The sequence below is a fragment of the Streptomyces sp. NPDC102258 genome (assembly GCF_055584685.1).
In genome coordinates, this window is sequence record NZ_JBVJLO010000005.1 from 76787 (window position 1) to 100644 (window position 23858).

The 23858-nt window shown below is 74.9% G+C and carries 25 protein-coding genes; 10 read left to right on the plus strand and 15 right to left on the minus strand.

Translation table 11 applies throughout. The features are described 5' to 3' along the window. Positions 1–2 precede the first annotated feature (2 nt). From ACZ6ZT_RS10455 to ACZ6ZT_RS10465, 3 genes are all read right to left on the minus strand, one after another. Positions 3–611 carry a hypothetical protein gene (locus ACZ6ZT_RS10455; protein ID WP_469717494.1) on the minus strand — a complete coding sequence of 203 codons (609 nt, stop codon included), beginning with the start codon at positions 609–611 and terminating at the stop codon, positions 3–5. 190 nt (positions 612–801) lie between these two features. Then, on the minus strand, positions 802–1800 hold the full coding sequence (gap, locus tag ACZ6ZT_RS10460; protein WP_469717496.1) for a type I glyceraldehyde-3-phosphate dehydrogenase: 999 nt from the start codon (positions 1798–1800) through the stop codon (positions 802–804). Between the two features lie 126 nt (positions 1801–1926). Beyond that, entirely contained in the window at positions 1927–2883 is a 957-nt protein-coding gene (locus ACZ6ZT_RS10465; RefSeq protein WP_469717498.1) for a GlxA family transcriptional regulator, read from the minus strand. A 316-nt stretch (positions 2884–3199) separates the two neighbouring features. On the opposite strand from ACZ6ZT_RS10465, the gene ACZ6ZT_RS10470 reads away from it, so the two are divergent. Continuing rightward, positions 3200–3679 carry a lamin tail domain-containing protein gene (locus ACZ6ZT_RS10470; RefSeq protein WP_469717500.1) on the plus strand — a complete coding sequence of 160 codons (480 nt, stop codon included), beginning with the start codon at positions 3200–3202 and terminating at the stop codon, positions 3677–3679. Positions 3680–3785: 106 nt separating this feature from the next. Here ACZ6ZT_RS10470 and ACZ6ZT_RS10475 read toward each other — a convergent pair whose 3' ends face one another. Then, positions 3786–5048: an SLC13 family permease gene (locus ACZ6ZT_RS10475; protein ID WP_469718243.1), complete on the minus strand. Its 1263-nt coding sequence runs from the start codon at positions 5046–5048 to the stop codon at positions 3786–3788. Positions 5049–5306: 258 nt separating this feature from the next. Then, a complete protein-coding gene (locus tag ACZ6ZT_RS10480) occupies positions 5307–5900 on the minus strand; it encodes a Rossmann-fold NAD(P)-binding domain-containing protein (protein ID WP_469717502.1) in 594 nt (197 codons plus the stop codon). 275 nt (positions 5901–6175) lie between these two features. Between ACZ6ZT_RS10480 and ACZ6ZT_RS10485 the strand changes: the two genes are divergently transcribed. Both ACZ6ZT_RS10485 and ACZ6ZT_RS10490 read left to right on the plus strand, forming a co-directional pair. Continuing rightward, on the plus strand, positions 6176–6592 hold the full coding sequence (locus ACZ6ZT_RS10485; RefSeq protein ID WP_469717504.1) for a TOBE domain-containing protein: 417 nt from the start codon (positions 6176–6178) through the stop codon (positions 6590–6592). A gap of 201 nt (positions 6593–6793) precedes the next feature. Continuing rightward, entirely contained in the window at positions 6794–7039 is a 246-nt protein-coding gene (locus tag ACZ6ZT_RS10490; RefSeq protein ID WP_469717507.1) for a hypothetical protein, read from the plus strand. 55 nt (positions 7040–7094) lie between these two features. Here the strand turns inward: ACZ6ZT_RS10490 and ACZ6ZT_RS10495 are convergent, their stop codons facing one another. Continuing rightward, a complete protein-coding gene (locus ACZ6ZT_RS10495) occupies positions 7095–7961 on the minus strand; it encodes a DMT family transporter (RefSeq protein ID WP_469717509.1) in 867 nt (288 codons plus the stop codon). 221 nt (positions 7962–8182) lie between these two features. Here ACZ6ZT_RS10495 and ACZ6ZT_RS10500 point away from each other — a divergent pair, with 221 nt between their 5' ends. Next, entirely contained in the window at positions 8183–9694 is a 1512-nt protein-coding gene (locus tag ACZ6ZT_RS10500) for an FAD-dependent monooxygenase (protein WP_469717511.1), read from the plus strand. On the opposite strand, the gene ACZ6ZT_RS10505 is transcribed toward ACZ6ZT_RS10500, so the two are convergent. Next, positions 9622–10539, minus strand: a complete 918-nt coding sequence (locus ACZ6ZT_RS10505; protein ID WP_469717513.1) for an alpha/beta fold hydrolase — start codon at positions 10537–10539, stop codon at positions 9622–9624. The two genes, ACZ6ZT_RS10500 and ACZ6ZT_RS10505, sit on opposite strands and share 73 nt — an antisense overlap. Before the next feature lie 87 nt (positions 10540–10626). On the opposite strand from ACZ6ZT_RS10505, the gene ACZ6ZT_RS10510 reads away from it, so the two are divergent. Further along, positions 10627–11241 (plus strand): sigma-70 family RNA polymerase sigma factor, encoded by a 615-nt coding sequence (locus tag ACZ6ZT_RS10510; RefSeq protein WP_469717515.1) that lies wholly within the window; start codon positions 10627–10629, stop codon positions 11239–11241. A 3-nt stretch (positions 11242–11244) separates the two neighbouring features. Here the strand turns inward: ACZ6ZT_RS10510 and ACZ6ZT_RS10515 are convergent, their stop codons facing one another. Both ACZ6ZT_RS10515 and ACZ6ZT_RS10520 read right to left on the minus strand, forming a co-directional pair. Then, positions 11245–12030 carry an SDR family NAD(P)-dependent oxidoreductase gene (locus tag ACZ6ZT_RS10515; protein ID WP_469717517.1) on the minus strand — a complete coding sequence of 262 codons (786 nt, stop codon included), beginning with the start codon at positions 12028–12030 and terminating at the stop codon, positions 11245–11247. A 307-nt stretch (positions 12031–12337) separates the two neighbouring features. Continuing rightward, the gene (locus ACZ6ZT_RS10520; protein WP_469717519.1) at positions 12338–12955 is read right to left on the minus strand and encodes a GOLPH3/VPS74 family protein; all 618 of its coding nucleotides are present in this window, start codon (positions 12953–12955) and stop codon (positions 12338–12340) included. 226 nt (positions 12956–13181) lie between these two features. Between ACZ6ZT_RS10520 and ACZ6ZT_RS10525 the strand changes: the two genes are divergently transcribed. Both ACZ6ZT_RS10525 and ACZ6ZT_RS10530 read left to right on the plus strand, forming a co-directional pair. Then, a complete protein-coding gene (locus ACZ6ZT_RS10525; protein WP_469717520.1) occupies positions 13182–14246 on the plus strand; it encodes a hypothetical protein in 1065 nt (354 codons plus the stop codon). A gap of 27 nt (positions 14247–14273) precedes the next feature. After that, the gene (locus ACZ6ZT_RS10530; RefSeq protein WP_469718246.1) at positions 14274–14828 is read left to right on the plus strand and encodes a DUF6817 domain-containing protein; all 555 of its coding nucleotides are present in this window, start codon (positions 14274–14276) and stop codon (positions 14826–14828) included. Positions 14829–14924: 96 nt separating this feature from the next. On the opposite strand, the gene ACZ6ZT_RS10535 is transcribed toward ACZ6ZT_RS10530, so the two are convergent. Further along, a complete protein-coding gene (locus ACZ6ZT_RS10535; RefSeq protein WP_469717522.1) occupies positions 14925–15245 on the minus strand; it encodes a hypothetical protein in 321 nt (106 codons plus the stop codon). A 90-nt stretch (positions 15246–15335) separates the two neighbouring features. On the opposite strand from ACZ6ZT_RS10535, the gene ACZ6ZT_RS10540 reads away from it, so the two are divergent. After that, positions 15336–16310: a TAXI family TRAP transporter solute-binding subunit gene (locus ACZ6ZT_RS10540; RefSeq protein ID WP_469717524.1), complete on the plus strand. Its 975-nt coding sequence runs from the start codon at positions 15336–15338 to the stop codon at positions 16308–16310. Here ACZ6ZT_RS10540 and ACZ6ZT_RS10545 read toward each other — a convergent pair. The 3 genes from ACZ6ZT_RS10545 to ACZ6ZT_RS10555 form a co-directional block, all read right to left on the minus strand. Next, the gene (locus tag ACZ6ZT_RS10545; protein ID WP_469717526.1) at positions 16301–17704 is read right to left on the minus strand and encodes a sensor histidine kinase; all 1404 of its coding nucleotides are present in this window, start codon (positions 17702–17704) and stop codon (positions 16301–16303) included. The genes ACZ6ZT_RS10540 and ACZ6ZT_RS10545 overlap by 10 nt on opposite strands. Next, on the minus strand, positions 17701–18510 hold the full coding sequence (locus ACZ6ZT_RS10550) for a response regulator transcription factor (RefSeq protein ID WP_469717528.1): 810 nt from the start codon (positions 18508–18510) through the stop codon (positions 17701–17703). Before ACZ6ZT_RS10550 ends, ACZ6ZT_RS10545 begins: the two co-directional genes overlap by 4 nt. Before the next feature lie 122 nt (positions 18511–18632). Continuing rightward, positions 18633–20063 (minus strand): MFS transporter, encoded by a 1431-nt coding sequence (locus ACZ6ZT_RS10555; protein ID WP_469717530.1) that lies wholly within the window; start codon positions 20061–20063, stop codon positions 18633–18635. Positions 20064–20337: 274 nt separating this feature from the next. Between ACZ6ZT_RS10555 and ACZ6ZT_RS10560 the strand changes: the two genes are divergently transcribed. After that, a complete protein-coding gene (locus ACZ6ZT_RS10560; protein WP_469717532.1) occupies positions 20338–21234 on the plus strand; it encodes a D-alanyl-D-alanine carboxypeptidase family protein in 897 nt (298 codons plus the stop codon). A gap of 35 nt (positions 21235–21269) precedes the next feature. Here ACZ6ZT_RS10560 and ACZ6ZT_RS10565 read toward each other — a convergent pair whose 3' ends face one another. Then, the gene (locus ACZ6ZT_RS10565; protein WP_469717534.1) at positions 21270–22292 is read right to left on the minus strand and encodes a helix-turn-helix transcriptional regulator; all 1023 of its coding nucleotides are present in this window, start codon (positions 22290–22292) and stop codon (positions 21270–21272) included. Positions 22293–22407: 115 nt separating this feature from the next. Between ACZ6ZT_RS10565 and ACZ6ZT_RS10570 the strand changes: the two genes are divergently transcribed. Further along, entirely contained in the window at positions 22408–23502 is a 1095-nt protein-coding gene (locus ACZ6ZT_RS10570) for a winged helix DNA-binding domain-containing protein (protein ID WP_469717536.1), read from the plus strand. Here ACZ6ZT_RS10570 and ACZ6ZT_RS10575 read toward each other — a convergent pair. Continuing rightward, positions 23478–23795 (minus strand): LysR family transcriptional regulator substrate-binding protein, encoded by a 318-nt coding sequence (locus tag ACZ6ZT_RS10575; RefSeq protein ID WP_469717538.1) that lies wholly within the window; start codon positions 23793–23795, stop codon positions 23478–23480. The genes ACZ6ZT_RS10570 and ACZ6ZT_RS10575 overlap by 25 nt on opposite strands. Positions 23796–23858: the final 63 nt, after the last annotated feature.

Below are 23858 nucleotides of genomic sequence, written 5' to 3' on the forward strand. Positions count from 1 at the left end.
CGTCAGCGGACGCTCTGGTCCCCGTCGGGGACGTCCTCGACGCCGACGCGGGCGCGCGGCTGCCCGAGTCCGGCGGCCACCGCCTCGGCGAGACCGTCGAAGTCCCGGCCTCGCGGCACCGGCACCGGCTCGTCCTCGCCGTAGGCCTCGATCGCCTTGACGAAGTAGCTCGGGTCCCAGGCCCCGACGGCCCCTCTGACCTCGACCGCGGCCACGGGGCGGTCGCCGACGCGGTCCTTCAGGGCGGCGAGGATGGCGTCGGAGCGCAGGGCGCCGGGCACCTGGAACAGGCTCGCGTGCGCGCCGATCAGGCCGCCGCCCCGCAGGCGTACGGTCACCGTGAGGCAGCTGGTCACGCTCGGGTAGGTGATCACGCCCCCGGGCGCGGCCTCGCCGACCTGCCCTTCCGTGACCGTCACCGCGCCGGCCACTTCGGACCCGGCGCCCGTACGCGAACCCGCGCGGCCGCCGTGACCTGCTGCCTGGGCCACGACGCCGGTGCCGAGCTGAAGGCCGAGGAGCGCCGACAGGAGCAGGGCCCCGCCCGCCACGGCCCCCCGTCCGGCTCGGATCGTACGGGTCCTCTGGGCGAACGGCGGCTGCGCTGACACGGTGGCTCTCTCCTGTGCGGTCGGCCCGGGCTGATCGCCCGTCACCAGAGGCCACTCTAGGGCGAAATGGGACGGGCTTTCGAATCGACTCGGGTCGGCGCCCCGCCCCCGTACGGCGTCCCCGAGGCCGGGGCCTGTCCACCACCGGCCGCGGGGAACCGGGCGGGCACACCACGCCCGCCCCGGTGGCTCAGCGCCCGGCGAGGAGCTGGAGCGTGTCGATCACGCGGTTCGAGAAGCCCCACTCGTTGTCGTACCAGGCGACCACCTTGACGTGGCGGCCGTCGACGCGGGTGAGGGCCGAATCGAAGATCGACGAAGCCGGGTTGCCCGTGATGTCGGAGGAGACCAGCGGGTCCTCGGAGTATTCGAGCACCCCGGCGAGCGGCCCCTCGGCCGCGGCGCGGTACGCCGCCAGGACGTCCTCGCGCGTCACGTCGCGGGCGACGGTCGTGTTGAGCTCCACGATCGACCCCACCGGGACGGGTACCCGGATCGAGTCGCCCGACAGCTTGCCTTCGAGGTTCGCCAGCACGAGGCCGATGGCTTTGGCGGCGCCCGTCGTGGTCGGCACGATGTTGACGGCGGCGGCGCGGGCGCGGCGGGGGTCGCGGTGCGGGCCGTCCTGCAGGTTCTGCTCCTGCGTGTAGGCGTGCACCGTCGTCATGAAGCCGTGCTCTATGCCAGCCAGGTCGTCGAGCACCGCGGCCAGCGGGGCCAGCGCGTTGGTCGTGCAGGAGGCGTTCGAGACGATCGTGTGCAGGGCCGGGTCGTAGGCGTCGGTGTTGACTCCGTACGCCAGCGTGACGTCGGCCCCGTCCGCCGGCGCGCTGACCAGCACCTTCCTGGCACCCGCGTCGATGTGGGCGCGGGCGGCCTTGGCGGAGGTGAAACGGCCGGTCGCCTCCAGCACGATGTCGACGCCGAGCTCCGCCCACGGCAGCCGCTCCGGCTCGCGCTCGGCGAGGACGGTGATGCGCCGCCCGTCGACCACGAGGACGTCCCCGTCGACGCTCACCGGGCGGCCGAGCCGTCCCGACGTCGTGTCGTACGCGAGCAGCCGCGCGAGCGTCGCCGGCTCGGTGAGGTCGTTGACGGCGACGACCTCCAGGTCGCTGTCGCGCTCCAGCAGCGCGCGCAGCACGTTGCGTCCGATGCGGCCGAATCCGTTGATGGCGATGCGGGTCATGAGGCATGTCCTTTCGGGTGCGTTCGCCTCCAGGTTCGCGCGCCGCGGCCACCGGTGGAAGCGGCGTGATCGCCATGGTCCGCAAGGATCCCGCCACGACCTGCCACGGCCTGCCCCGAGGGCCGGCTACTCGCCCCGGGTGAAGGTGCGCCGGTACTCGGTCGGCGTGGTGCCGAGGATGTGCTGGAAGTGCAGCCGCAGGTTGGCGCCGGTCCCGAGGCCGACGTCGGCGGCGATCTGCTCGACACCGCGTTCCGAGCGTTCGAGCAGCTCGCGGGCCATGTCGACGCGGGCGCGCATGACCCACTGCATCGGCGTGTAGCCCGTGTCCTCGGCGAAGCGGCGCGAGAACGTGCGCGGCGACACGGCGGCGTGCCGGGCGAGCGCCTCCAGGGTGAGGGGCTCACCGAGCCGGCGCAGCGCCCACTCGCGGGTGGCGGCGAACCGCTCGCCGAGTGCCTCGGGCACGCTGCGCGGTACGTACTGCGCCTGGCCGCCGCTGCGGTAGGGGGCCGCGACCAGGCGCCGCGCGGTGTGGTTCGACGCGGCCACGCCGAGGTCGCCCCGCAGGACGTGCAGGCACAGGTCGATGCCCGAGGCGGCGCCGGCCGAGGTCAGCACGCTGCCCTCGTCGACGAACAGCACGTTCTCGTCGACGCGGACCAGCGGGCGCTTCGCCGCCAGGGCCCGCGCGTAGTGCCAGTGCGTCGTGGCGCGCTTGCCGTCGAGCAGGCCCGTGGCGGCGAGCGCGAAGGCGCCGGTCGAGATGGCGGCGAGCCGGACGCCCCGGTCGTGGGCGGCGATCAGCGCCTCGACCACGGCCGGCGGCGGCTCCTCGCGGTCGGGGAACCGGTAGCCCGGGACGAAGACGATGTCGGCCCACGCCAGCGCCTCCAGGCCGTGCCCGACGTGATAGGAGAGGCCGTCGCCGCCGGCCACGAGGCCGGGCTCCGCGCCGCACACCCGTACCTCGTACGGCACGCTCGCGCGGGTGGTGAACACCTGCGCCGGAATGCCGACGTCGAGGGGCTTGGCGCCTTCGAGCACGAGGACGGCGACACGACGCAGGCGGGGAGCTGGCACGGGAACGAGCGTACGCGGGGCGGGCGCGCTGGTGGGACGCCGGACGGCCTGGCATACCGCCTGGCGTACGGCCCGGCGTACGGCCCGGCGGACAACGCCCGGCGCACCGCTCATGCGGAACGATGCCATCCGCACACTTACAAGGGAGAGTTACGGACATGTCCCTATTTGGTAAAACGCGTCGCGTGCAGCCACGCCCCGGCCCGTCCGGGGGGCCAGAGTGTGCCTGCCCGGCTGGACGCCGGGACCGTTCGGAGCCCGACCGCATTCACCAGACCGGTCGGTGCTGTCTGTTGAAGTTGAAGGGGTCATCTTCATGTCTGCTTCTCTCGCCACCCGCCGGGCCGTCACCGCCTTCCTGGCCGCGGGCGTCCTCCTCGGCTCGGCGGCCCTGCCGGCCGCCGCCGCCGACCACGGGCGCGACCACGGCCGCGCGCACTCCGCGATCGCCATCGGCAACGTCCAGTACGACGGCCCCGGCCGCGACGACCGCTCCAACCACGCGCTGAACGGCGAATGGGTCGAGGTGAAGAACACCGGGAAGCACACCGTCAACCTGCGCGGCTACACGCTCACCGACCGCCAGGGCAACCGCTACCGCTTCGGCGAGTTCCGGCTGGCGGGCCACTCCGCCGTCAAGGTGCACACCGGCCAGGGCCGCAACACCAGCCGTGACGTGTACCAGGGCCGCCGCCAGCAGATCTGGGACAAGGTGGACACCGCCACCCTGCGCGACGACCGCAACAAGGTGATCGACACCAACTCGTGGGGCCATGGCGGCCACCACCGCGGCTGACCCGGACCGGCGGCCTCACCGACGACGAGGGTGAGGCCGCCGCCCCCGCGCGTGCGGCGCGTCACGGCCACCGGCCGGGGCGCGCCGCACGCGCGTGCGGCCCGGTTCAGCCGGTGCCGAGGAGCCGCAGGGACGCCCAGAGGGCGGTGACGGCGGCGGCGAGGGCGGCCGGGGTGGTGAGCAGGCCGAGCCGGGTGAACTCGCCGAGGGAGACCCGCTCGCCGTGCTCGTGCACGATGCGCCGCCACAGCAGGGTGGCGAGCGAGCCGACGTAGGTGAGGTTCGGGCCGATGTTCACGCCGATCAGTACGGCGAGGACGGGCCCGGGGCCGGCCGGGGCGGCGACGGGAAGCAGGGCCAGGACGGCGGGCAGGTTGTTGATCAGGTTCGCCAGTACCGCGGCGATCCCGGCGACGGCCAGCAGGGCGGGGAGCGAGGCTCCCCCGGGCAGGACGGTCCCGAGGGCGTCGCCCAGGCCGTGGTCGACGACCGCCCGTACGACGACGCCCAGCGCGAGGACGAACAGGCAGAACGCGGGCGCGGCGGAGGCGACGAGCCGTCGGGGCGTCGTCTCGCGGCGGTACAGCGCGCGGCAGGCGAGGACGAGGGTGCCGGCGAGGGCGGCCCAGGCGGGACTGGCTCCCGCGAAGGAGGCCACCGCGAACCCGGCCAGGGTCAGCGCGAGCACCACCAGCGGAAAGCGCGGTACGGACGGGGGCGCCGCCACGGCCCGTGGCGGGTCCACGGGCTCGGCCAGGACGGTCCGGAAGAAGCGGCGGAGGACGGCGTACTCGACGGCGATCGCGGCCAGCCAGGGCAGTGTCATCAGGGCGGCGAAGCGGGTGAAGGACAGGCCGCTGGCAGTGAAGGCGAGCAGGTTGGTCAGGTTGGAGACCGGCAGCAGCAGGGAGGCGGAGTTCGCCAGGTGCGCGGTCCCGTACACGTGCGGCCCGGGCCGGGCGCCGAGGCGGGCCGCGGTGGCGAACACGACCGGGGTCAGGAGCACCACCGTGGCGTCCAGGCTCAGCGAAGCGGTGACGAGGGCGGCGACCGCGAACACCCCGCCCAGCAGGGTCTTCGGGCTGCGCCCGCACCGGCGGGCCACCGCGTCGCCGGCCGCCCGGAACAGCCCCTCGTCGGCGCACAGCCGCGCCAGCGCCAGGATCACGGCGAGGAAGCCGACGACGGGCAGCAGCTCCCGGGTCTGCTCCCAGGCGGCCTTCGGGGCGACCGCCCCGAGCCCCACGAGCAGTCCGGCGGCCGGTACGGCGGCCACCGCCTCCGGCAGCCCGCGGGGCCGGACGACGGCGAACGCCAGCACCCCCAGCAGCACGGCGAGGGACAGCGACTCGGCTATGACGGTACTCAGCGCGCCCTCCCGGCGACGGAACCCACCCGGCCGGACGACGGCCACGAACCTCTCCAGGATGACACCCGCGACGCCCGTGACGCCCGCGACGCCCGAGGCCGGCGGGTGACGGACCGGGCGGATGTGCCCAGCGGTCCGGGAGCGTATCCCGCCCGCAGGTGCCGGTCCCGGCTGACCCCAGGAACTGGCTCTGCGGCCGCTTCGCCGCCTGACCGACCCGGACGAGGACGTACGCACCCGACACAAAGCGCCCCCGCGTCAGCCCGAGGGCCGGTGCTCCCAGGGGCGGACGCGACCGACGACGTGCGGGCCGCCGCCGCCCGGGTCCCGCACCGCGGCCAGCACGCCTTCGCTGATCTGCCGGTGGTCGAGCCACCGGGTCCGGGGCCCGTCGCCGGTGAACCCGAGGACGACGGCGCGGTGGCGCAGGTGGCGCAGCGCTTCCGGTGGCCGGTGCGCGGGCGCCGTCGGCGCGGCGGCGCCACTGCCGAGGACCTCGACGACCAGCGCGTCGTCCGCAAGGGCGTCGGCGACGGCGGCGTACGCGTGCGGACGCCCCCCGGCGTGCACCCACAGCACCGCCAGGCGGAACGGGCCCGTACGCGCGGCGGCGTCCCGGAGCCGCTGGGCGAAGCGGGCGGGGTCGGCGTAGTCGGCGCTCACCGGCACCAGACGGCCACGGGCCGCCACCCCGGAGCGCGCCGGACCGGGACGCGCCGGACCGGGCCGGCGGGAGACCACCGCCGTGGTGCGGCCGTCCTGGAGGAGGCCGGTCACCACCCCCGCGAGCATGCCGGTGCCACCGACCACCAGGGCCGGCCCGCGCGCTGTCGAGTCGGAGGAAACGTTCATGCGAACACCCTGGCACAGGAGTCGGGTGCCGGAGGGCCGGCCGCCGGGGCCGCGGCTCGCCGGGCCGGCCCATCGACGAGGTCACCACACTCCCCCGTGCCACCGGATTCTTCGCGACGTCCGGTCGGGACGGAATTGCGATGCCGTACCCGGGTTGCGCCTCGCGGATGAGAAGGGGTCCGCGCGGGGTGGAACGCGTGCGGCTAGCGTGCCGGATGGGGCGGCCGGCAGGTCGCCTCGCATGACCCACCGATTCCGAATGAGGCGTTGTCTACATGAGCCTGAGCATCCGTAACCAGATTCCCGGCACCATCACCTCCGTCACGACCGGTGAAGCCATGTCCGCGGTGAAGATCCGCCTGGCGGGCGGTCAGGACATCACCGCCGCGATCACCACCGACGCCGTCAAGGACCTGGGCCTGGCCGAAGGCACCGCCGTCAAGGCGCTCGTGAAGTCCACCGAGGTCTCCCTGGCGACCGGACCGGTCGAGGGCATCTCCATCCGCAACCAGATCGCGGGCACCGTCACCGACGTGGCGACCGGCGGCGCCATGGGCACCGTCAAGGTCTCCGTGGCGGGCGGCGAACTGACCGCCGCGATCACCAAGGACGCCGTCGAGGCCCTCCGCCTCGCCTCCGGCTCCCCCGTCGTCGCGCTGATCAAGTCGACCGAGATCTCCCTCTCCGTCTGATCCGCCTCACGAGCGAGGGGCGGGCGGGCGGGCGGCGCGATGCGATGCGATGCGATGCGTACGGTGGCGTCGCATTGACGCCCTTCCGCGCCGCTTGTCCGGCATTGGAGTGAAACGCCGTTTCCGGTGGACCGGGTGTGACGTTTAACCGGCCGACGCGCACCTTCCCGACGCGCCATCCGGAAATCCTTAGGAGTAGTCATGCGTATGCGCTCTGCCCTCACCGCCACCGTCCTGGCCGCGGGCATCATGCTGGGCGGCGCCGGTGCCGCCCTGGCGGACGACGGCGCCGACCTGGGCCACTTCGAGGGTGGCCACGCCGCCTTCGCGTCCAACTGCTCGTCGGCCGCCGCCATCCCGGCCATGTTCGGCCCCGTCTACACCTCGGCGTGCGCCAAGGAAGGCGAGAAGGAGTGGGCGGAGTTCGCCCACCTCGGCACCAACTGAGCCAGGAGTACGCCGGACGGGGGCGGTCGGCGATCGCGCCGGCCGCCTCCGCGCCTCACGTCCCGCCGGCTTCGGCTCCCGCGCCGGCTCTGGCCAGGGCGAACACCCCGGCGCAGATCAGGGCCAGGCCGAGCAGCTGCGGCAGCAGCCACCAGTGCGCCCGCAGGTGTTCCTCGTACAGCAGCACCCCCAGCGCGACGCTGGCGCCCGCGTCCCCGAGCGTCAGCGCGGGCTGTGAGGCGACCAGCGGGCCGCCCTGCATGGCGTGTTCGAGGAGCAGCAGGGCACAGACCCCGCTCGCGCCGAACGCGTACGTCTCCCAGGCCGTCAGGAACCCGACGGCGCCACGCTCCTGGAGCACGTGCACGGCCGACTTCATCAGGGCGGCGGTGAGCGCGTAGCAGACGGCGGTGGCCGCGCCGAGGCAGCCGGCCCGCATCCGCCCGGCCGGCCGCCGCAGTCCGGCCGTGGCCAGCACGGCGACCGCGCCCGCGCACGCCGCCAGCGCCAGGCCCCACCGGTCGAGCGGGACGTGCGTACGGTTCCCGGCGGGCGAGGCGGCCACGAGCAGGACCCCGAGCCCGGCCACCACGCCCGCCACCGCGAGCCACACCCTCCCCGGCAGCCGGCTCCGCGTCACCAGCGAGGCGATGAGCAGCGCGAGCGGCAGCTCCAGTACGAACAAGGGCTGTACGAGGGCCAGCGCACCGGTCGCCAGCGCCGCGGCCTGCCCCACCCCGGCCGCGATCACCGCGAGGATCCCGCCGATCCAGAGCGGCCGCTTCAGCAGATCGAGGACGAGCCCGAAGCGGAAGCGGCCGCTCTGCGGCACGGTGAGCGAGGCCCGCCGCTGGAGGACGGTCGCCAGGGCGTTGCTGAGCGCCGCGAACAGCGCGAAGAGGACCGGCAGTACGAAGCCCATCCCCCGATCCTCACCGCGCCCGCCGCCGCGCCCCGCCGTGACACCGCCCTGTCCCCCGTCCGGGCCCACGGGGCCGCGGAGACGGCGCGCCGCCCAGGTGCGTGTCGGTTCGCTGTCGGTCGCGCGGTTGCGGCTGTCGGTCCGGTGTCGGTGGGGTTTGGGACCTTTGCAGGGATCCGCCGGGCAGCCGCCCGGCGGTCGGCAGGGGAAGGGGAACCCTCGTGCATGACGTAGTGATCGTAGGCGCCGGTCCGGTCGGTCTGTTCCTGGCGTGCGAGCTCGGGCTGGCGGGCTGCTCGGTCCTCGTGCTCGAACGGGAGCCGGAGCCCGGCTCCCCGCTCAAGGCGCTTCCGCTCGGCCTGCGCGGGCTGACCGCCGCCTCGGCCGAGGCGTTCTACCGGCGGGGGATGCTGGACCGGATGCTGACGGCCTCGGGCGGCCCGCGCGGCCCCGGCGGGGAGAGGTCGCCGTTCCCCCGGCGCGGGGGCCACTTCGCCGGCATCGTGCTCGACTCGACCGGGATCGATGACGACGCGCCGTTCCGGCTGCCCAGCCCGGCGCCGGAGAACGTGGCGACGCACCTCGCCGCGGTCGAGGCGGTACTGGCCGAGCAGGCGGCCAAGCTCGGCGTGGACATAAGGCGCGGCGTCACGGTCTCGGCCGTCGCACAGGACGACGAGAGCGTGGTCGCGCAGGCCGACGGCGAAGCGTATCCCGCGCGCTGGCTCGTCGGCTGCGACGGCGGACGCAGCACGGTGCGCCGGCTCACGGGCTTCGAATTCGTCGGTACGGAGCCCAGGTTCACCGGCTTCCTCATGGACGCCACCCTCGCCGACCCCGAGAAGCTGAGCCCCGGGTTCCACCTGACCCCCATGGGCATGTACCTCTCCGTCCCGAACGGGGCCATCGGAATGATGGACTTCGACGCGGGCGCGTTCGACCGCTCGCGGCAGCCGACGCGCGAGCACCTCCAGACGGTGCTGCGCCGGGTGTCCGGCGCCGACGTGACGCTGGACGACGTCCGGCTCGCGACGAGCTTCACCGACCGGGCGATGCAGACGACGTCCTACCGGCGCGGACGCGTCCTGCTCGCGGGCGACGCCGCCCACATCCACTCCCCGCTCGGCGGCCAGGGACTCAACACCGGTCTCGGCGACGCCCTGAACCTGGGGTGGAAGCTGGCGGCCACCGTGCTCGGGCAGGCACCCGAGGGGCTCCTCGACACCTACACCGGTGAGCGCCATCCGGTCGGCGCGCGGGTCCTCGACTGGTCGCGCGCCCAGGTGGCGGTCATGGACCCGGACCCGCACGCCCAGGCCATCCAGAAGGTGGTGCGCGACCTGGTCTCCACTCCCGACGGAACGGCCTACGTGGTCGAGAGGCTCTCGGGGACGTCGATCCGTTACGACCTCGGCGGCACCCATCCGCTGATCGGCCGCAACGCCCCTGAGCTGTGCCTCCAGGACGGCACCCAGCTCGGCGAGCTGCTGCGGGAGGGGCGCGGCGTCGTACTGGACTTCAGCGCCGGCCGGCTCCTGCGGGACGCGGCGACGGGCTGGGAAGGCCGGATCCGGTACGCGGCCGGGCCCGCGCGGGACGACCTCGGACTGGGCGCCGTCCTCGTCCGCCCCGACGGCGTGGTCGCCTGGGCGGACGCCCCTCAGCCCGACCCGGCGGCCTTCGAACGCTCCGCCACCACCTGGTTCGGCAACCCGGGCCGGACTGACGCGTAAGTCGGCCGCGCCGGCGGACCGTCGAGGAAGGCGGTCGTCGTCGTCACGAAGCGGGTGGGGTCGTCGAGCCAGGGGTGGTGGCCCGCTCCCGGCTGGACGACCAGGGTGGGGTCCGCGAGGAGTTCCGCGAACTCGGCGACCGTTCCGGGCGGGCTGTTCAGGTCGAGCTCGCCGACGAGCAGCAGTACGGGGGCCGTGAGGGCGGCCAGGGCGCGGCGGGTGCCCTCGGGGTCGAAGGCGCCCTCCGCGCCGAAGTGGGCGACGACCTCCATGTCGGACGGCCGGGCCGCGGCGTGGTGGGCGCGTGCCGCCGCGTCCCACCGGCCGTGGAAGAAGGGGGCGATGGCCTCCCAGTCGGCGCCCGTGCCGGTGGTGATCGCCTCCAGCGCGGCGAAGGCCTCGGGGAACCAGGGTTCGGCCGCCCGGCGCAGGGCGAGTGCACGCCGCGCCTCCCCGGTGGCCTCGATGCCGACGGCCCGGATGCCGGGGCCGACCAGCGCGAGCCTGCCGATGCGCCGCGGGTACCGGGCGGCGTAGCGCGCCGCGAGGTTCGCGCCCGCGGAGTGGGCCAGTACGTCGACACGGCAGAGCCCGAGGTGGGCGCGCAAGGCCTCGACGTCGTCGGTCTGGCGGTCACAGCGGTAGCTCGCGGGGTCTTCGGGGACGGCGGAGCGGCCGGTTCCGCGCAGGTCCAGGACGATCAGCCGGCGGTGTGCCGAGAGGCCGCCGAGGTCGCCGAGGTAGCGGGAGTCGGTGGGGCCTCCGGGGAGACACAGGAGCGGGTCGCCGTCCCCGCTCACGCGGTAGGCGAGGCGGGTTCCGTCGGGTGCGGTGAAGGTGGGCATGGTGCGGAGCGTGCCACTTATAACCAGGTTGTACAACCTGGTTATCGGCAGTCTCGCCAGCCCGGCAGTCCGGTGTATAACCGAGTCATGACAGGCGAGGACCAGGCAGCGCGGGACCCCGGCACGCTGACCGAGGAGCAGGCGGGGCGCGTGTTCGCGGACATGAACGAGGTGATCCGCGCGGGCGAGGAGATGCGCGGGCGGCGCACCGAGCTGATCAGGGCGCTGGCGGCCCTGGGCTGGAGCCAGCACAAGATCGCCCGGCTGACCGGGATGAGCCAGCCTGCCGTGTCCAAGCAGGTGACGAGGCACGGGCCGGGCGGGGCTCCCGCTCCGATGGACCTCTCCCTCGACCAGTACGACCTGCCGTGGCTGGAGGGCCGCCTGTGGGGCCTCGCCGAGGAACTCGCCGAGACGTTGCGCGGCGCCGCCCGCTGCGCCGGTCACGTCGACGCCCTCGCCCGGAGCCGGAAGCGGTTCACTCCGCGCGACGTCGATGAGCTGCGGCGCCTCGTGGAGGCGGACCTGGCGGCGCACCGGGCGGAGTTGCCCGGCGGGTACCGGGACGCGTACGACCGGATCAGCCGGGGTCTCGACGCACCGGCGAAGGCCGCTCCCGCCGACACCGCCGCCGGCTCGGCCTCCGTACGGCGCGCCCTCGCCCACCGGATCCAGCGCGACCGGCTGGGGGACGGCGCGTAAGCCTCACTCCCCGGCCAGCGCCCGCGACCAGCCGGGCCGGCTGACCAGAATGCCACCGTCCACGGGCAGGGTCACCCCCGTGATCCAGGCGGCGTCCCGGGAGGCCAGGAAGGCCACCGCCGCCGCGATGTCCTCGGGCAGGCCGACCCGGCCGAGCGGGTACTGGCCCGCGGCGATCTCCAGGATCTCCTCGCGCCCCGCCCAGGCGTCGGTCCGTACGGTGCCGGGGGCGATCAGATTCACCCGGACACCGCGCGGCGCCGCGTGGCCGGCGAGCGTACGGGTCAGCCCGGCCAGGCCCGCCTTGGCCGCGCTGTAGGCGTGGTTGCCGAAGTCCTGCTCGCCGTTGACCGAGCCGATGCTGACGATGGCTCCCCGCCGGCCGGGGGCGGCCGCGAGGTGCGGGAGGGCGGCCCGGGCGCAGCGGTAGGCGCCGGTCAGGGTGATGTCGAGGTCCCGCTGCCAGACCTCGTCGGTCTCGTCCTCGAAGCGGGGGGCGTCGGGGTGGCAGGCGTAGGCGTTGTTGACCAGGACGTCGAGCGTGCCGAAGTGCCGGACGGCGTACGCGACGGCCGCCTCGACGGAGGCCCGGTCGCCCACGTCGCAGACCAGCGCCTCGGCCGCGCCCGCGCCCTCCCGGATGCCGGCGGCCGCCTTCTCGGCCCGGTCGCCGTCCACATCGGTGACGAGGACCCGCGCCCCCTCCCCGGCCAGCCGCCGTGCGACGGCCTCACCGATCCCACGCCCCGCACCGGTGACCAGCACCCCATACCCCTCAAATCGCCTCATGCGCGCCCCCTACCCGGCACGGCCCGACCCGGAACCGACGGGCGCGGAACAGTCGGGCAGATGGCGTACGCCGAAAGGCCCCGGTCTCCCTAAGGAGGCCGGGGCCTTTCGTGGTTGAGCGCTGGGCAGGCCTTGCACCTGCATCCCCCCACGGGAAGTGGGGTGTCTTTCCTTGGACCACCAACGCCGGTCCCGCTGTCGTGGCGTACGGCCGCGGGAACAAGATCAATCTAACACGTCGCGGCGGCCCCCGCCAAACGGGCCGCCCGCCGGGCGCGTTCCGCCGGCCGCCGCGTCAGCCGCTCCGTCAGCCGCCTCCGCCCCGCCAGATGTTGTCGAATGCGGCGTCCTCGATGGCGCGCCGCTGTCGTACGGATCCCAGCTCCACCAGCGCGTCGTTGACGGCGGCGAGTACCGTCGCCACGGAGTCGTCGGCCACGTCCGGAGTGTCCGCGCCCGCGCCCCGTTCGCTCCGTACGCCCAGGGCCTCCGCGAGGAGGACGAGGACCGGTTCGTCCGAGGCCCAGCGGTCCGCGGCCCGGCGGCGGGCGGGCGTATCGGCCGGGGCGAGTTTGCCGGCCCGGAAGGAGATCCCGCGGTGGCGTTCCCGTACGAGCTCGCCCTCCCCCTCCATCGCGGTCCGGTACGTCTCGGACAGCCCGCGGCCCCTGCGCCACAGCCAGTCCTCGACGGATTCGTGGGGGGTCTTCCGGTCGAGCGACCCGGCCGCCTCGTCGAGCAGGCGGTCGGCCTGGGTCGTGGGGTCGCCCGGCACGATCCGGTCGCCGTCCAGTGCGGTGGCGCCGGCGCCGAGGAGGTCGATTAGTTCGGCGCCCGCGAGCGCCAATGACAGGTCGCCCTGTTCGACAGGGCGGTCCGACGCCGTGTCCATGGTGACGATCAGCAAGTCCCGCGGTGTCGTCATGAAGGCTCCACGTCCCGTCCGTCCGCATCCCATACGTCCCTGAGCGGCACGAGCTTACGGAGCGGGGAGGGCCCTCGCACCCGACTTGGCGCCGGCCCGGTCCGGTGTCGCCGCCGCCTTCCCTCGCCGGGGCCGCTCATGCCGGATCCGGGCGGTGACCGAGGGCTTCCGGCCGCAGGGCATAGTGCATGATCAGGGGCCTGTACACCGCTCCCTGGGGAAATTCATGAGACGTTCCGTACCCGCGGCCCTCGCCGTACTGTTCACGCTCGCCGCGACGGCGGGATGCGCCGGGCAGACTCCGCGGGCGGGCGCCGGACCGGCGACGCCCGGGCCCGTGCCGAGCAGCGCGGCGGCCCCCGCCAAGGCTGCGCCCCTGAGCGAGGACGAGGCGCGGGGCGTCGTCAAGGATCTCGCCGGGAAGGTCGACGCCGACCGCTTCGACGCCGAGTACTGGAAGGGCGTCACCGAGGGTCCGCTGCTGGAGCAGCAGCTCGCCGTCGTGGCCACCGCCGAGAAGTACGGGACGGAGCGGGACGCGGACCCCACCGACGCGCCGGCGACCGATCCGGCCGTGCACACGTGGACGACCGGTAAGGACGACGGCAGCGACCGCTGGATCCTCGGCGCCCACGAGGTGTCCGGCCAGACGGTCGGCAGCGCGAAGAAGGAGACCGTCCTGCGCTGGTCCCTCTTCCACCAGGAGCGGACGGGCTCCCCCTGGCACGCGACCTTCCTGGCCCGCGCCCCCGAGACGACGGCGCTGCCCCAGGTCGCGATCGGTCCGGACGGCCGGGCCGTCACCGGCGGGGACGTCAAGGGCCTCGCCGCCGGCCCGGCGAGCGTGTGCGGGCGCTACGGCGACTACCTGCACACCGACCTCGGCGCGGGCGGCGTGAAGTGGAGCCAGGATGTCACCGACCTGCGCGCGTCCTCCGCGGACGCTCTCGCGGCCCTCCGCAAGGAACTCGGCGGGCAGGGCAAGGCCGAAGCCGGCGCCGATGTGGCCCGCGCCCCGCACGGGCCGGTCTGGCGCACCACCGACGGCGGCGCCCTCGTGGCCTGCACCGCCGTCACCACGCTCCGTACGGACCTGGGCCCCGGGCGCGCGCAGACCTTCAGCGCCAGCGGCTGGGCCGGTACGGCGGGGATCCCCTGGTCCTCGTACACGCAGCGCGTGATGGGCCTGACCGTGCTGAAGGTTCCGCCGGCGGGCGGCTCGGCGGAGGTCTCCGTCGCGGCGCTCTCCAATCTGCCGTACTCCTTTGACGGGACGAAGTTCACCGGCTGAGCGAGAGGACCGACCGCGATGACCCCCATGGCCGACCCCGTCCGCGGCGCCCTGCGTCTTCTGGAGGAGACGGGCGCCGCGCGGACCCCGCATCCCGGTGGCACGCTCGGTGCCCATCTGCTGCGCGTGCGGCGGCGGCTGGCGGAGTGGGAGGCGCGGCCGGCCCTCCAGCTCGCGGGGCTGTGCCACGCCTTCTACGGCACGGACGGATTCCCCCTCGCGCCACTGCCGGCCGGGGAGCGGTCCAGGCTGGTGGCGGTCATCGGCGCGGAGGCCGAAGCGATCGTCCACTTCTACGCGAGCTGCGACCGCGCGGCGTCGTACCCGGCGCTCGACGCGGCGGAACCTGTCTTCCACGACCGCTTCACCGGCCGGGCGTTCGTCCCCGCGCCGCAGCAGCGCCGCGACTTCGCGGAGCTGACCGCCGCCAACGAGGTGGACATCGCCTCCGTGGACGACGCCTTCCGCGCCGCACACGGCGCGGGACTGCTGGCCCTGCTCACCCGGCTGCGGCCCTTGCTGAGCCCACCGGCGTGGCAGGACTGCGTACGCGTCCTCACCCCTCCCCCGGCCGACCCCTGACCGAGGCGTCATGGCGGGATCCAGCCGCCGGCCAGGCTGTGCGGGTGGCCGGCGACACGCGAGCCCTGAGCCGGCCGGAGGGGGCGGCGGCGGGCGTCAGGCGTCGTTGAGGACGCCTGGGGGTTGGGTGGCCTCGCGGAGGGCGGCGATGGCGTGGAGGGTCCCTCCGGTGCGGCCGGCCAGTTGGCCGCGGGGGGTGTGGACGTTCCAGAGGCTGCCCGTGTCCGGCTGGGCCTTGCCGAGGGGGAAGGGGCGGGTGATGTCGGTGATGTCCTGGATGACGACCGTGTCGTCGCACCGGCTGGCGCTGTACCTGCGGCCCATGCACTTGAAGATCCAGGGATTCGCGGTGATCTCGCCGAGTCCCAGGGCGCACGTGTCCTGATCGGGCTTGGCGCCGGGAAGAAGACCCAGCATTACGCCTCCATTACACTCTGTGTCTGACTTGAATCCCATAGTAGCCACACCGTGATGTCCCCCGCCGCCGGGGGTGCGTAGGCTTCCCGCGTGAGCGGGGTGGAGTTGAGCCGGCGGCGCGTGGCTGCCGGGTGGGTCGGGGCGGGGCTGGCGGCGGTGGCCGGATGTGGGACCGGCGCCGGGCCGGCGCGGCGGCTGCGGCTGCGGCTTGCGACGGGGCCCGAGGGAGGTCCGTACAACGCCTTCGGCGAGGCGCTGGCGCGGGCCGTCCGGGCGAGTGGCGCCCGGCTGGAGATCGTGCCGGTGAGTACCTCCGCGAGCGTGGACAACCTGCGCAAACTCGCCGACGGGTCGGTCGAACTGGCGCTGGCGATGGCGGACGTGGCCGAGGACGCGGTGCTGGGGCGCGAGTCGTTCACCCGCCCGGCGGCGGTGACGGCGCTCGCGCGGACCTACGTCAACTACACGCACCTGCTCGTCCCGGCCGGCGGGCCCGTGCGGTCGGTGGCGGACCTCGCCGGGCGGCCCGTCGCGGCGGGCGCGCCCGGGTCGGGGGTGCAGGTGGTGGCGGGGCGGGTCCTGCGGGCGGCCGGGCTGGGGCCGGGGCCCTCGGCGGTGCGGGACTGGCAGCTGGGCCTGGGCGCGTCGGTGGCGGCGCTGCGCGAGGGGTCGGTCGACGCGCTGTTCTGGTCCGGGGGCGTGCCCACGCCGGCGCTGGCGGGGGCGGCGCGCGAGGTGCCGTTGCGGTTCCTCGCGCTGGACGGGTACGTGGGCGCGCTACGGGAGGCCTTCGGCCCCGTCTACTCGGCGGTCACCCTCCCGGCGGCGGCATACGGGCTGGCCGAGCCGGTGGGCACCATCGGGGTCGCCAACTTCCTCCTGGCCCGGGCCGGCGTACCCGACGACGCCGTGCGCGCGGTGCTCGCGGTGGTCTTCGACCGGTGGCGCGACCTGCTGCGCGACGTGACGGCGGGGGTGCGCCTGGAGCCCCGGTTCGCGATCTCCACCGGGAACGTCCCCCTGCACCCGGGGGCGGCTCGGTACTACCGGTCGGTCTACGGCTGAACGGGGGCCGCGGCGCCGGTGGCGGGCGGCAGCCGCAGCTCGACGACGAGACCGTGCGGCGTGTTGCCGCGGACGCCGAGGCTGCCGCCGCTGAGGCGGGCGATCTCCTCGGCGATGGCCAGTCCGAGTCCGCTGCCGGGCACGTTCTGGTGCTCGGGGCAGCGCGCGAACCGCCGCAGCAGCAGCGGGAGGTGCTCCCGCGCGACCCCCGGGCCGTCGTCGCGGACCCGTACGACGGCCTGCCCGTCGGCGCCGTGTGCGGCCTGGACCTCGACCCGGCCGTCCGTCGGCACGAACTTGACGGCGTTGTCGAGGAGCGAGTCCAGGATCCGGGCCGCCGCGTCGGGCAGGGCTCGGGCCCGCAGTTCGGCCGGCGGCCCGGTGAGCGTCAGCGTGAGGCCGGCCGCGCGGAAGACGGGCGTCCAGGCGGTCACCCGGTCCCGGACCGCGCGCCCCACGTCCTGGTCCGCCGGCGCGGCCGTCCCGGACTCGACCCGGGCCAGGGCGAGCAGGCCGTCGAGCAGTTCCTCCAGGCGTTCCGCCTCGTCGAGGGCGCGGGCGTGGTCGTCCCGGCCGGGTCCGGGGGCCACGTACGGTTCGACGTTCTCCAGCTGGAGCACCAGGGTGGCCAGCGGGTTGCGCAGTTGGTGGGAGGCGTCGGCGACGAAGTCGCGCTGGCGGCCGATGGAGTCGGCCAGCGCCTCGGCCATCGTGTTGAACCGCTGCCGCAGCCGCCGCAGTTCGGGCGGTCCGGTGTCGGAGACGGCCCGCGCCCGCAGGCTCCCGGCGGTCAGTCCCGCCACGGCCCGGTCCAGGTCGAGGAGCGGGCGCATCAGCCAGCGCGTGATGCCCGCCGCGACCAGGGCCGCGGCGGCGAAGGCGGCGAGGGCCCCGGCGGCGATGAGCGACCAGCGGACCGTGACGTCCCGGCGGGCCGCGTCGGTGCGTACGGTCACCAGCACGGCCCCGCTGACCTGTTCGTCCCGGCCGACCGGTTCGGCGATCACGACCGTGCGCGGACCCCAGGGGCGGACGGTGGGCAGCCGGTCGGTGGAGCGGCCGGTCAGGGCCCGGCGGCAGGCCTCCTCCGCCGGGGAGCCGGGGCGGAAGGGCTCCGCCCCCGCCCGGGCGACGGTCGCGCCGGCCGTGTCGACCACGACGACGCCGGCCCCGTACAGCTGGGCGTAACGGCCGAGCTCGGTGTCCAGTTCCGCCCGGTCGGCGCGGGTACGGATCCGGTCGGCGAGATCGGCGAACCGGACGGCGTCCGAGCGGCGTTGCAGGAGCAGGTGCTCGGTCCGGCCGCGGGCGTAGGCGTCGGCGAGCGGGGCGCAGAGCAGCAGCGCGGCGGCGCCCATGAGCACCATCAGCACGAGGAGCAGCCTGCGCCTCACGGCTCGCCGTCCGAAGCACCGCCCGCCACGCCGGCCGCCGCATCGTCCGCCGCGCCCGCCACGCCCGCCACGTCCGCCGCGCCAGCCGTCGCACCGTCCGCTCCGGGCGGCGGCGGGTGACCGAGCTGGTAGCCGTACCCCCGGACGGTGCGGACCAGTCCGGGGCGGCCGGTCTTGGATCGGATGCCCGCCACGTGCACGTCCAGCGAGCGGGAGGCCGCGAGCAGCACGTCGCCCCAGATCCGGTCGAGGATCTCCGCGCGCGGGTGGACCTCGTCCGGGCGGGCGGCGAGGAGGGCGAGTACGTCGAACTCGCGGCGGGTCAGCCGGATCCCGGTCCCGGCCACGGTGACGGTACGGGCGGCCGGGTCGATCTCCACGTCACCGGCGCGCACGGGTCGGCCGCCGCCGGGGTGTTGTCCGGGGCCGGTGTCCGGGTGGCGGCCGGGGTGGTGGTCGGTGCGGCGGCGCACCGTGTCGATGCGGGCCATCAGTTCGGCCATGCGGAACGGTTTGACGACGTAGTCGTCGGCGCCCGCCCGCAGCCCCTGGACGATGTCCCGCTCCTCGCAGCGGGCGGTCACCACGATCAGCGGCGCGTCGCACAGGGTGCGCAGCCGGCGCAGCAGTTCGAGGCCGTCCAGGTCGGGCAGGCCCAGGTCGAGGAGGACGAACCCGGCCTCGTGCACGTGCCGCAGGGCGTCCAGGGCGCGGTCCACCCGGCGGACGGTGTGGCCGCGCCGGGTGAGGGCGGTGCCGAGCGCCTGGGCCATCCGGTCGTCGTCCTCGACGAGCAGCGCGTGCATGGGCGGACTTCCTCGTGAGCGGTGGCCGGGGGCGGGGGTGACCCGGGGTGCCCCCGTACGGGTGACCCATGGCCAGGGGACAGCAGCTTACGGGTGCCGTCGCCCCCGGTCACCGGGGCCGGTCAGCGCGCTTCGGCGCCGGCCGCCGCACGCGGCTCCGGGCCAGGACCCGGGCCCGGGGCGCCCCCGGTCTCCGCCTCCTGCGTCCCGGCGGGGCTGAGCTCGGCGTCGCGGGTGTCGGGCATCAGGAGGTAGGTGACGAGGGAGACGAGCGCGCAGCCGGACACGTACCAGAAGAACATCTTCTCGTGGCCGCCGTTCTTGAACCACAGCGCCACGTACTCGGCGGTCCCGCCGAAGAGCGCGTTGGCGATCGCGTACGGCAGGGCGACGCCGAGGGCGCGCACGCGGGTCGGGAACAGTTCGGCCTTGACGGCCGCGTTGATGGAGGTGTAGCCGGTGACGATCACCAGGGCCAGCAGGGAGAGGCCGAGGGCGGACCAGTACGAGGACGCCGAGCCGAGGGCGGTCATGATCGGGTACGTGCCGACCGTACAGCCCACCGCGAAGGTGATCAGCAGGGGGCGGCGGCCGATCCGGTCGGACAGCATCCCGGCGAAGGGCTGGAGCACGGCGAAGAGGGTCAGGGCGGTGAAACTCACCAGGGTGGCGGTCGTCTTGGGCATGCCCGCGCTGCCGACGAGGTACTTGGTGAGGTAGGTGGTGTACGTGTAGTAGGCGACGGTGCCGCCGAGGGTGAGCGCCATCACCAGACCGGCCTGGCGCCGGTGCTGCCACAGGGCCTTCAGGGTGCCGCGCCGGGTGTCGCCGCCGGCGCCCCGCTCCCGCGTGAACGCGTCGGTCTCCTGGAGCCGGCGCCGCAGCCAGAACACCACGCCCGCGAACAGCGCCCCGAAGACGAAGGGGATCCGCCAGCCCCAGCTCTCCAACTGGGCGGTGGTGAGCGTGTGTTGCAGGGTGATGAGGATGCCCAGGCCGAGCAGTTGGCCGCAGGTCATCGACACGTACTGGAAGGACGAGCCGAGGCCTCGGCGGTCGCGGGCCGAGGCCTCGGTGAGGTAGGTGGCGCTGGCCGCGTACTCGCCGCCGATGCTGAGGCCCTGGAGCAGGCGGGCGAGCAGCAGCACCAGGGCGCCGAAGTAGCCGGCCTGGCCGTAGGTCGGGGCGATGGCGATCAGCAGGGCGGCGGCCGACATCATGGTGACGGTGAGCGTCAGGGCGCTCTTGCGTCCGTGCCGGTCGGCGGCCCGGCCGAGGATCCACCCGCCGACGGGACGCATCAGGAAGCCGACCGCGAAGATGCCGGCCGTGTTCATCAGCTGCGTGGTCGGGTTGTCGCCGGGGAAGAAGGAGTCGGCGAAGTAGATCGCGAAGCTGGCGTAGACGAACCAGTCGTACCACTCCACGAGGTTGCCGAGCGATCCGCCGATCAGGGCGGTACGCCGCTTCCTGCGTTCGTCGGAGTCGGAGGGCCGCGAGTTCGGGGCGGGCGGGGAGCCCGGGGAGTTCGGGGCGACGGGGTGCGCGGACATGGCGGCTCCAGAGGGAAGTCCCTGGTGGACGGGGGGGGGATCGCCCCGCGGAGGGGGTTCCCCAGAGCATGCGGCGGGGTGCGCGGCCGGACAAGGTCCGCCCCGCAGATCTAACGTCCCGATAAGGAAGGGAGGCCGGCGGCCGCATGAACCGCGGCACGGGCGGAGAGATGGGGTGGTGACCCAGGCTTTCCCGCCCGCTTGGGATCCTCCATCGAACTCGGGGACGGTTTTGATAACTCACCTCATCCGGCGCTCTCGCGCGGCGCTCGCCGTGACCCTCACGGCCGGAGCCCTGCTCACGGTGTCGGTACCCGCCCACGCGGCGGCCGCGCCGCCCGTCACCGCCGCCGGCGCGTTCGTGATGGACGCCGGCAACGGGGCCACGCTCACCTCCAAGAGCCCGGATACCCAGCGCCAGATGGCGAGCACCACGAAGATCATGACGGCCACGGTGGTGACCACGCTGCCCGGCCTGGACCTCGACCGGAAGGTCACCGTCAAGCAGGAGTACCTCGACTACGTCTATCGGGAGGGGGCCAGTTCCGCCCAGCTGAAGGCGGGCGCCACGCCTACGGTCCGTCAACTGCTGTACGCGATGATGCTGCCCTCGGGCTGCGACGCGGCGTACGCGCTCGCGGACACCTTCGGCTCGGGCACCACCATCGCGGCCCGCAAGGCGGACTTCATCGCGAAGATGAACGCCAAGGCGAAGGCGCTGGGCCTGACCAACACCGTGTACGACACCTTCGACGGCATCTCGCCGACCGGCCGGAACCTCACCACCCCGCGCGACCTCGCGAAGCTCACCCAGGCCGCGATGGCCAACTCCCTGTTCCAGTCGATCGTGCGGACCACCTCCTACAGCTCCGGCGGCACCTCGGCCCTGGCCACCTGGAGCAACAGCAACCTGCTGGTCCAGCCGCGTCCCACCGGCTACGGCTATCCGGGGGCGATCGGCGTCAAGACCGGCACCGGCACGGCGGCGGGCAAGTGCCTCGTCTTCTCCGTGACCCGGAACGGCAAGACGATCATCGGTGTCCTGCTGAACGACGAGGAACGCTACGTGGACTCCATGGCGCTCTCCGACTGGGCCCTGGGCTCCGTCTCGGGCTCCAAGGCCGCTCTGCAGCGCGGCAACACCGACCCGATCCCGGACGTGCGGGACTGAGCCGGGGGCCGGCCGGGGCGGGGCGGGACGGGGTCTTACGACTCCGGTTCCGCCTCGCCCCGTCCGGACGCCGCGTGGGCGTAACGGCGGGCCAGGTACGCGAAGGCGTCCTTCAGTTCGGGCGGCCCGATGACCTCGATGTCGGCGTCGTAGGCGCCGAAGGCGGCGGCCAGGCCGGCCCACGACCAGGAGCCGAGCGTCAGCCGGCAGCGGTCCGGGCCGAGTTCCTCGACGGTCCCCTCCCGGGTGTAGCGGGCGACGGTGTCGGCGGGGAGGTGGAGGACCACCTCCCCGCGGCAGGGCCAGCCGCCGGCGCCGTCGGCGCCCCCGGACCCCCGGAACCGGTCGGTCACGAAGGCGGCCACGTCCCCGCCGGGCAGCTCGCGCGGGGTGAACCGGGGGCCAGTGGGAGTGCGCGGGGTGAGCCGGTCGGCGCGGAAGACGCGCCAGTCCTCGCGGTCGAGGTCCCAGGCGACGAGGTACCAGCGTCCGTTCCGCGTGACGAGGTGATGGGGCTGCACCCGGCGCGGCGGGGCGGCGGCGCGGTCGCCGGCGCCCCCGGGCGGGGTCGCGGCGTAGTCGAAGCGCAGCACCTCGCGGGCGTGGATGGCGGCGCTCAGCGCGACGAGCACACCGCTGTCGACCGGCGGGTCATGCCGGGGTGCGGGCCGCTCCAGGGCGGTGACCCGGAAGGTGTCGATGCGGCGGCGCAGCCGGCCCGGCATGACCTGCCGGACGGTGTTCAGGGCGCGCGCCGCCGCCTCCTCGATGCCGGCGCCGCTGGTGGTGGAGGCCGTCTGGAGCGCCACGGCGAGGGCGACGGCCTGCTCGTCGTCGAACAGCAGCGGGGGCAGCTCCGTCCCCGCGTCGAGGCGGTAGCCGCCCTCGGGGCCCTTCGTGGACGCGATGGGGTAGCCCAGCTCGCGCAGGCGGTCGACGTCGCGGCGCACCGTGCGCGGGCTGACGTCGAGCCGGTCGGCGAGGAGCGCGCCCGGCCAGTCGCGGCGCGCCTGGAGCAGGGAGAGCAGCGACAGCAGTCGCGCTGAGGTCTTCGGCACACGCCCATGGTGCCCCGGGTAGCGGCCACTTCCTGACCGCTACCGCTGCGAGTGTCGTCCTGTGACGGACCGCGCGTCACGACATACACAAACGACCGAGGGGAACACCGCCACCGTGACCACCGTGCTCGACGACCGGGCGCTGGGCCGGGCCACCCTGGCCCGTCAGCTGCTGCTCGAACGCTCCGTCCTGCCCGCGCTCGACGCCGTCGCCCACTTGGGCGGCCTCCAGGCGCAGGAGCCGCAGGAGCCGTTCACCGGGCTCTGGTCGCGGCTGCGCGGCTTCGCGGCGGCGGAGCTGTCGGGGCTGCTGACCGGGCGGAGGGCCGTACGGACCCACCTGATGCGCCGCACCGTCCACCTGGTCACCGCCCAGGACGCGCTGGCCTGGCGCTCCCGCCACGAGGCCATGCTGCGCGGGCGGGTGCTCGGGGTCTACCGGCGCGAGCTCGACGGCGTGGACCTGGCGGAGCTCGCCGCGGCGGGCCGGGCGGTGCTGGCCGACGGCGTGCCCCGCTCGATGGGCGAGCTGGCCCGGGCGGTCGCCGGACGGTGGCCGGAGCCGGGAACACGGGCGCTCGGGGAGATGCTGGCCGCCGCCCTGGTCCCGGTGGCGCAGCTGCCGCCGCGCGGGCTGTGGCGGACGAAGGCGGGGGCGCGCTACCTGCCGCTCGCCGCCTGGCTGGGCCGGGACGTCGACCCGCCCGCCCCGGCGGGCTCCGATCCGGTCGGGGAGGCACTGGTACGCCGCTACCTGGCGGCCTACGGGCCGGCCGCCCCGGCCGACCTGCGCGCCTGGTGCGGCCTCGCCGGGCTGCCGGCCGCGGTGGCGGCGGTACGGGGCGAACTGGTCGCCTTCCGCGACGTACGGGGCCGGGAGCTGCTGGACCTGCCCGACGCGCCGCGCCCGGACCCGGACACTCCGGCGCCGGTACGCTTCCTGCCCGCCTTCGACAACGCGGTCCTCGGCTACCGCGAACGCGGCCGGATCGTGGACGACGCCCACCGCGGCCTGTCCGTCGCGGGCGAGCGCGCCGTCCTGGTCGACGGGCGGGCCGCCGCGACGTGGCGGGTGGCGGACGGCGCGGTGGTCGTCGCCCCGCTGCGGCCGCTGTCCCGGGCCGAGCGGGACGCGGTGGGCGACGAGGGCCGGGAGCTGGCCGCCTTCCTCTCGGACGGGGAGGTTCACCGCGTACGGGTGGCCACCTGACCTCCGGCGGCCGCCGGCCCGTCGAGCCGCGCCCGCAGCAGCTCCAGGACGGCGGCCGCCGCGGGCCCGGCGTGCCCCTGCGCCCGCCAGGCCAGGGCGACCCGGCCGCGCAGGCGGGGCTCGGTGATCTCCAGCGTCCGCAGCCCGAGGGCCGTCGCCTCGTCGGCGGAAAGGGCCGGAACCACCGCCACGCCGAGCCCCCGGGCGGCGAGCCGGGCGAGGAAGGGCGGCGCGGCCGCCTCGAAGGCGATGTGCGGCCGGAACCCCGCCGCCGCGCACGCCCGGTCCAGCACACCGCGTATGGCTGAAGTCCGGCGCCTTTACGTGGTCCTGACGGAGGGTCCGGTCGACTTACC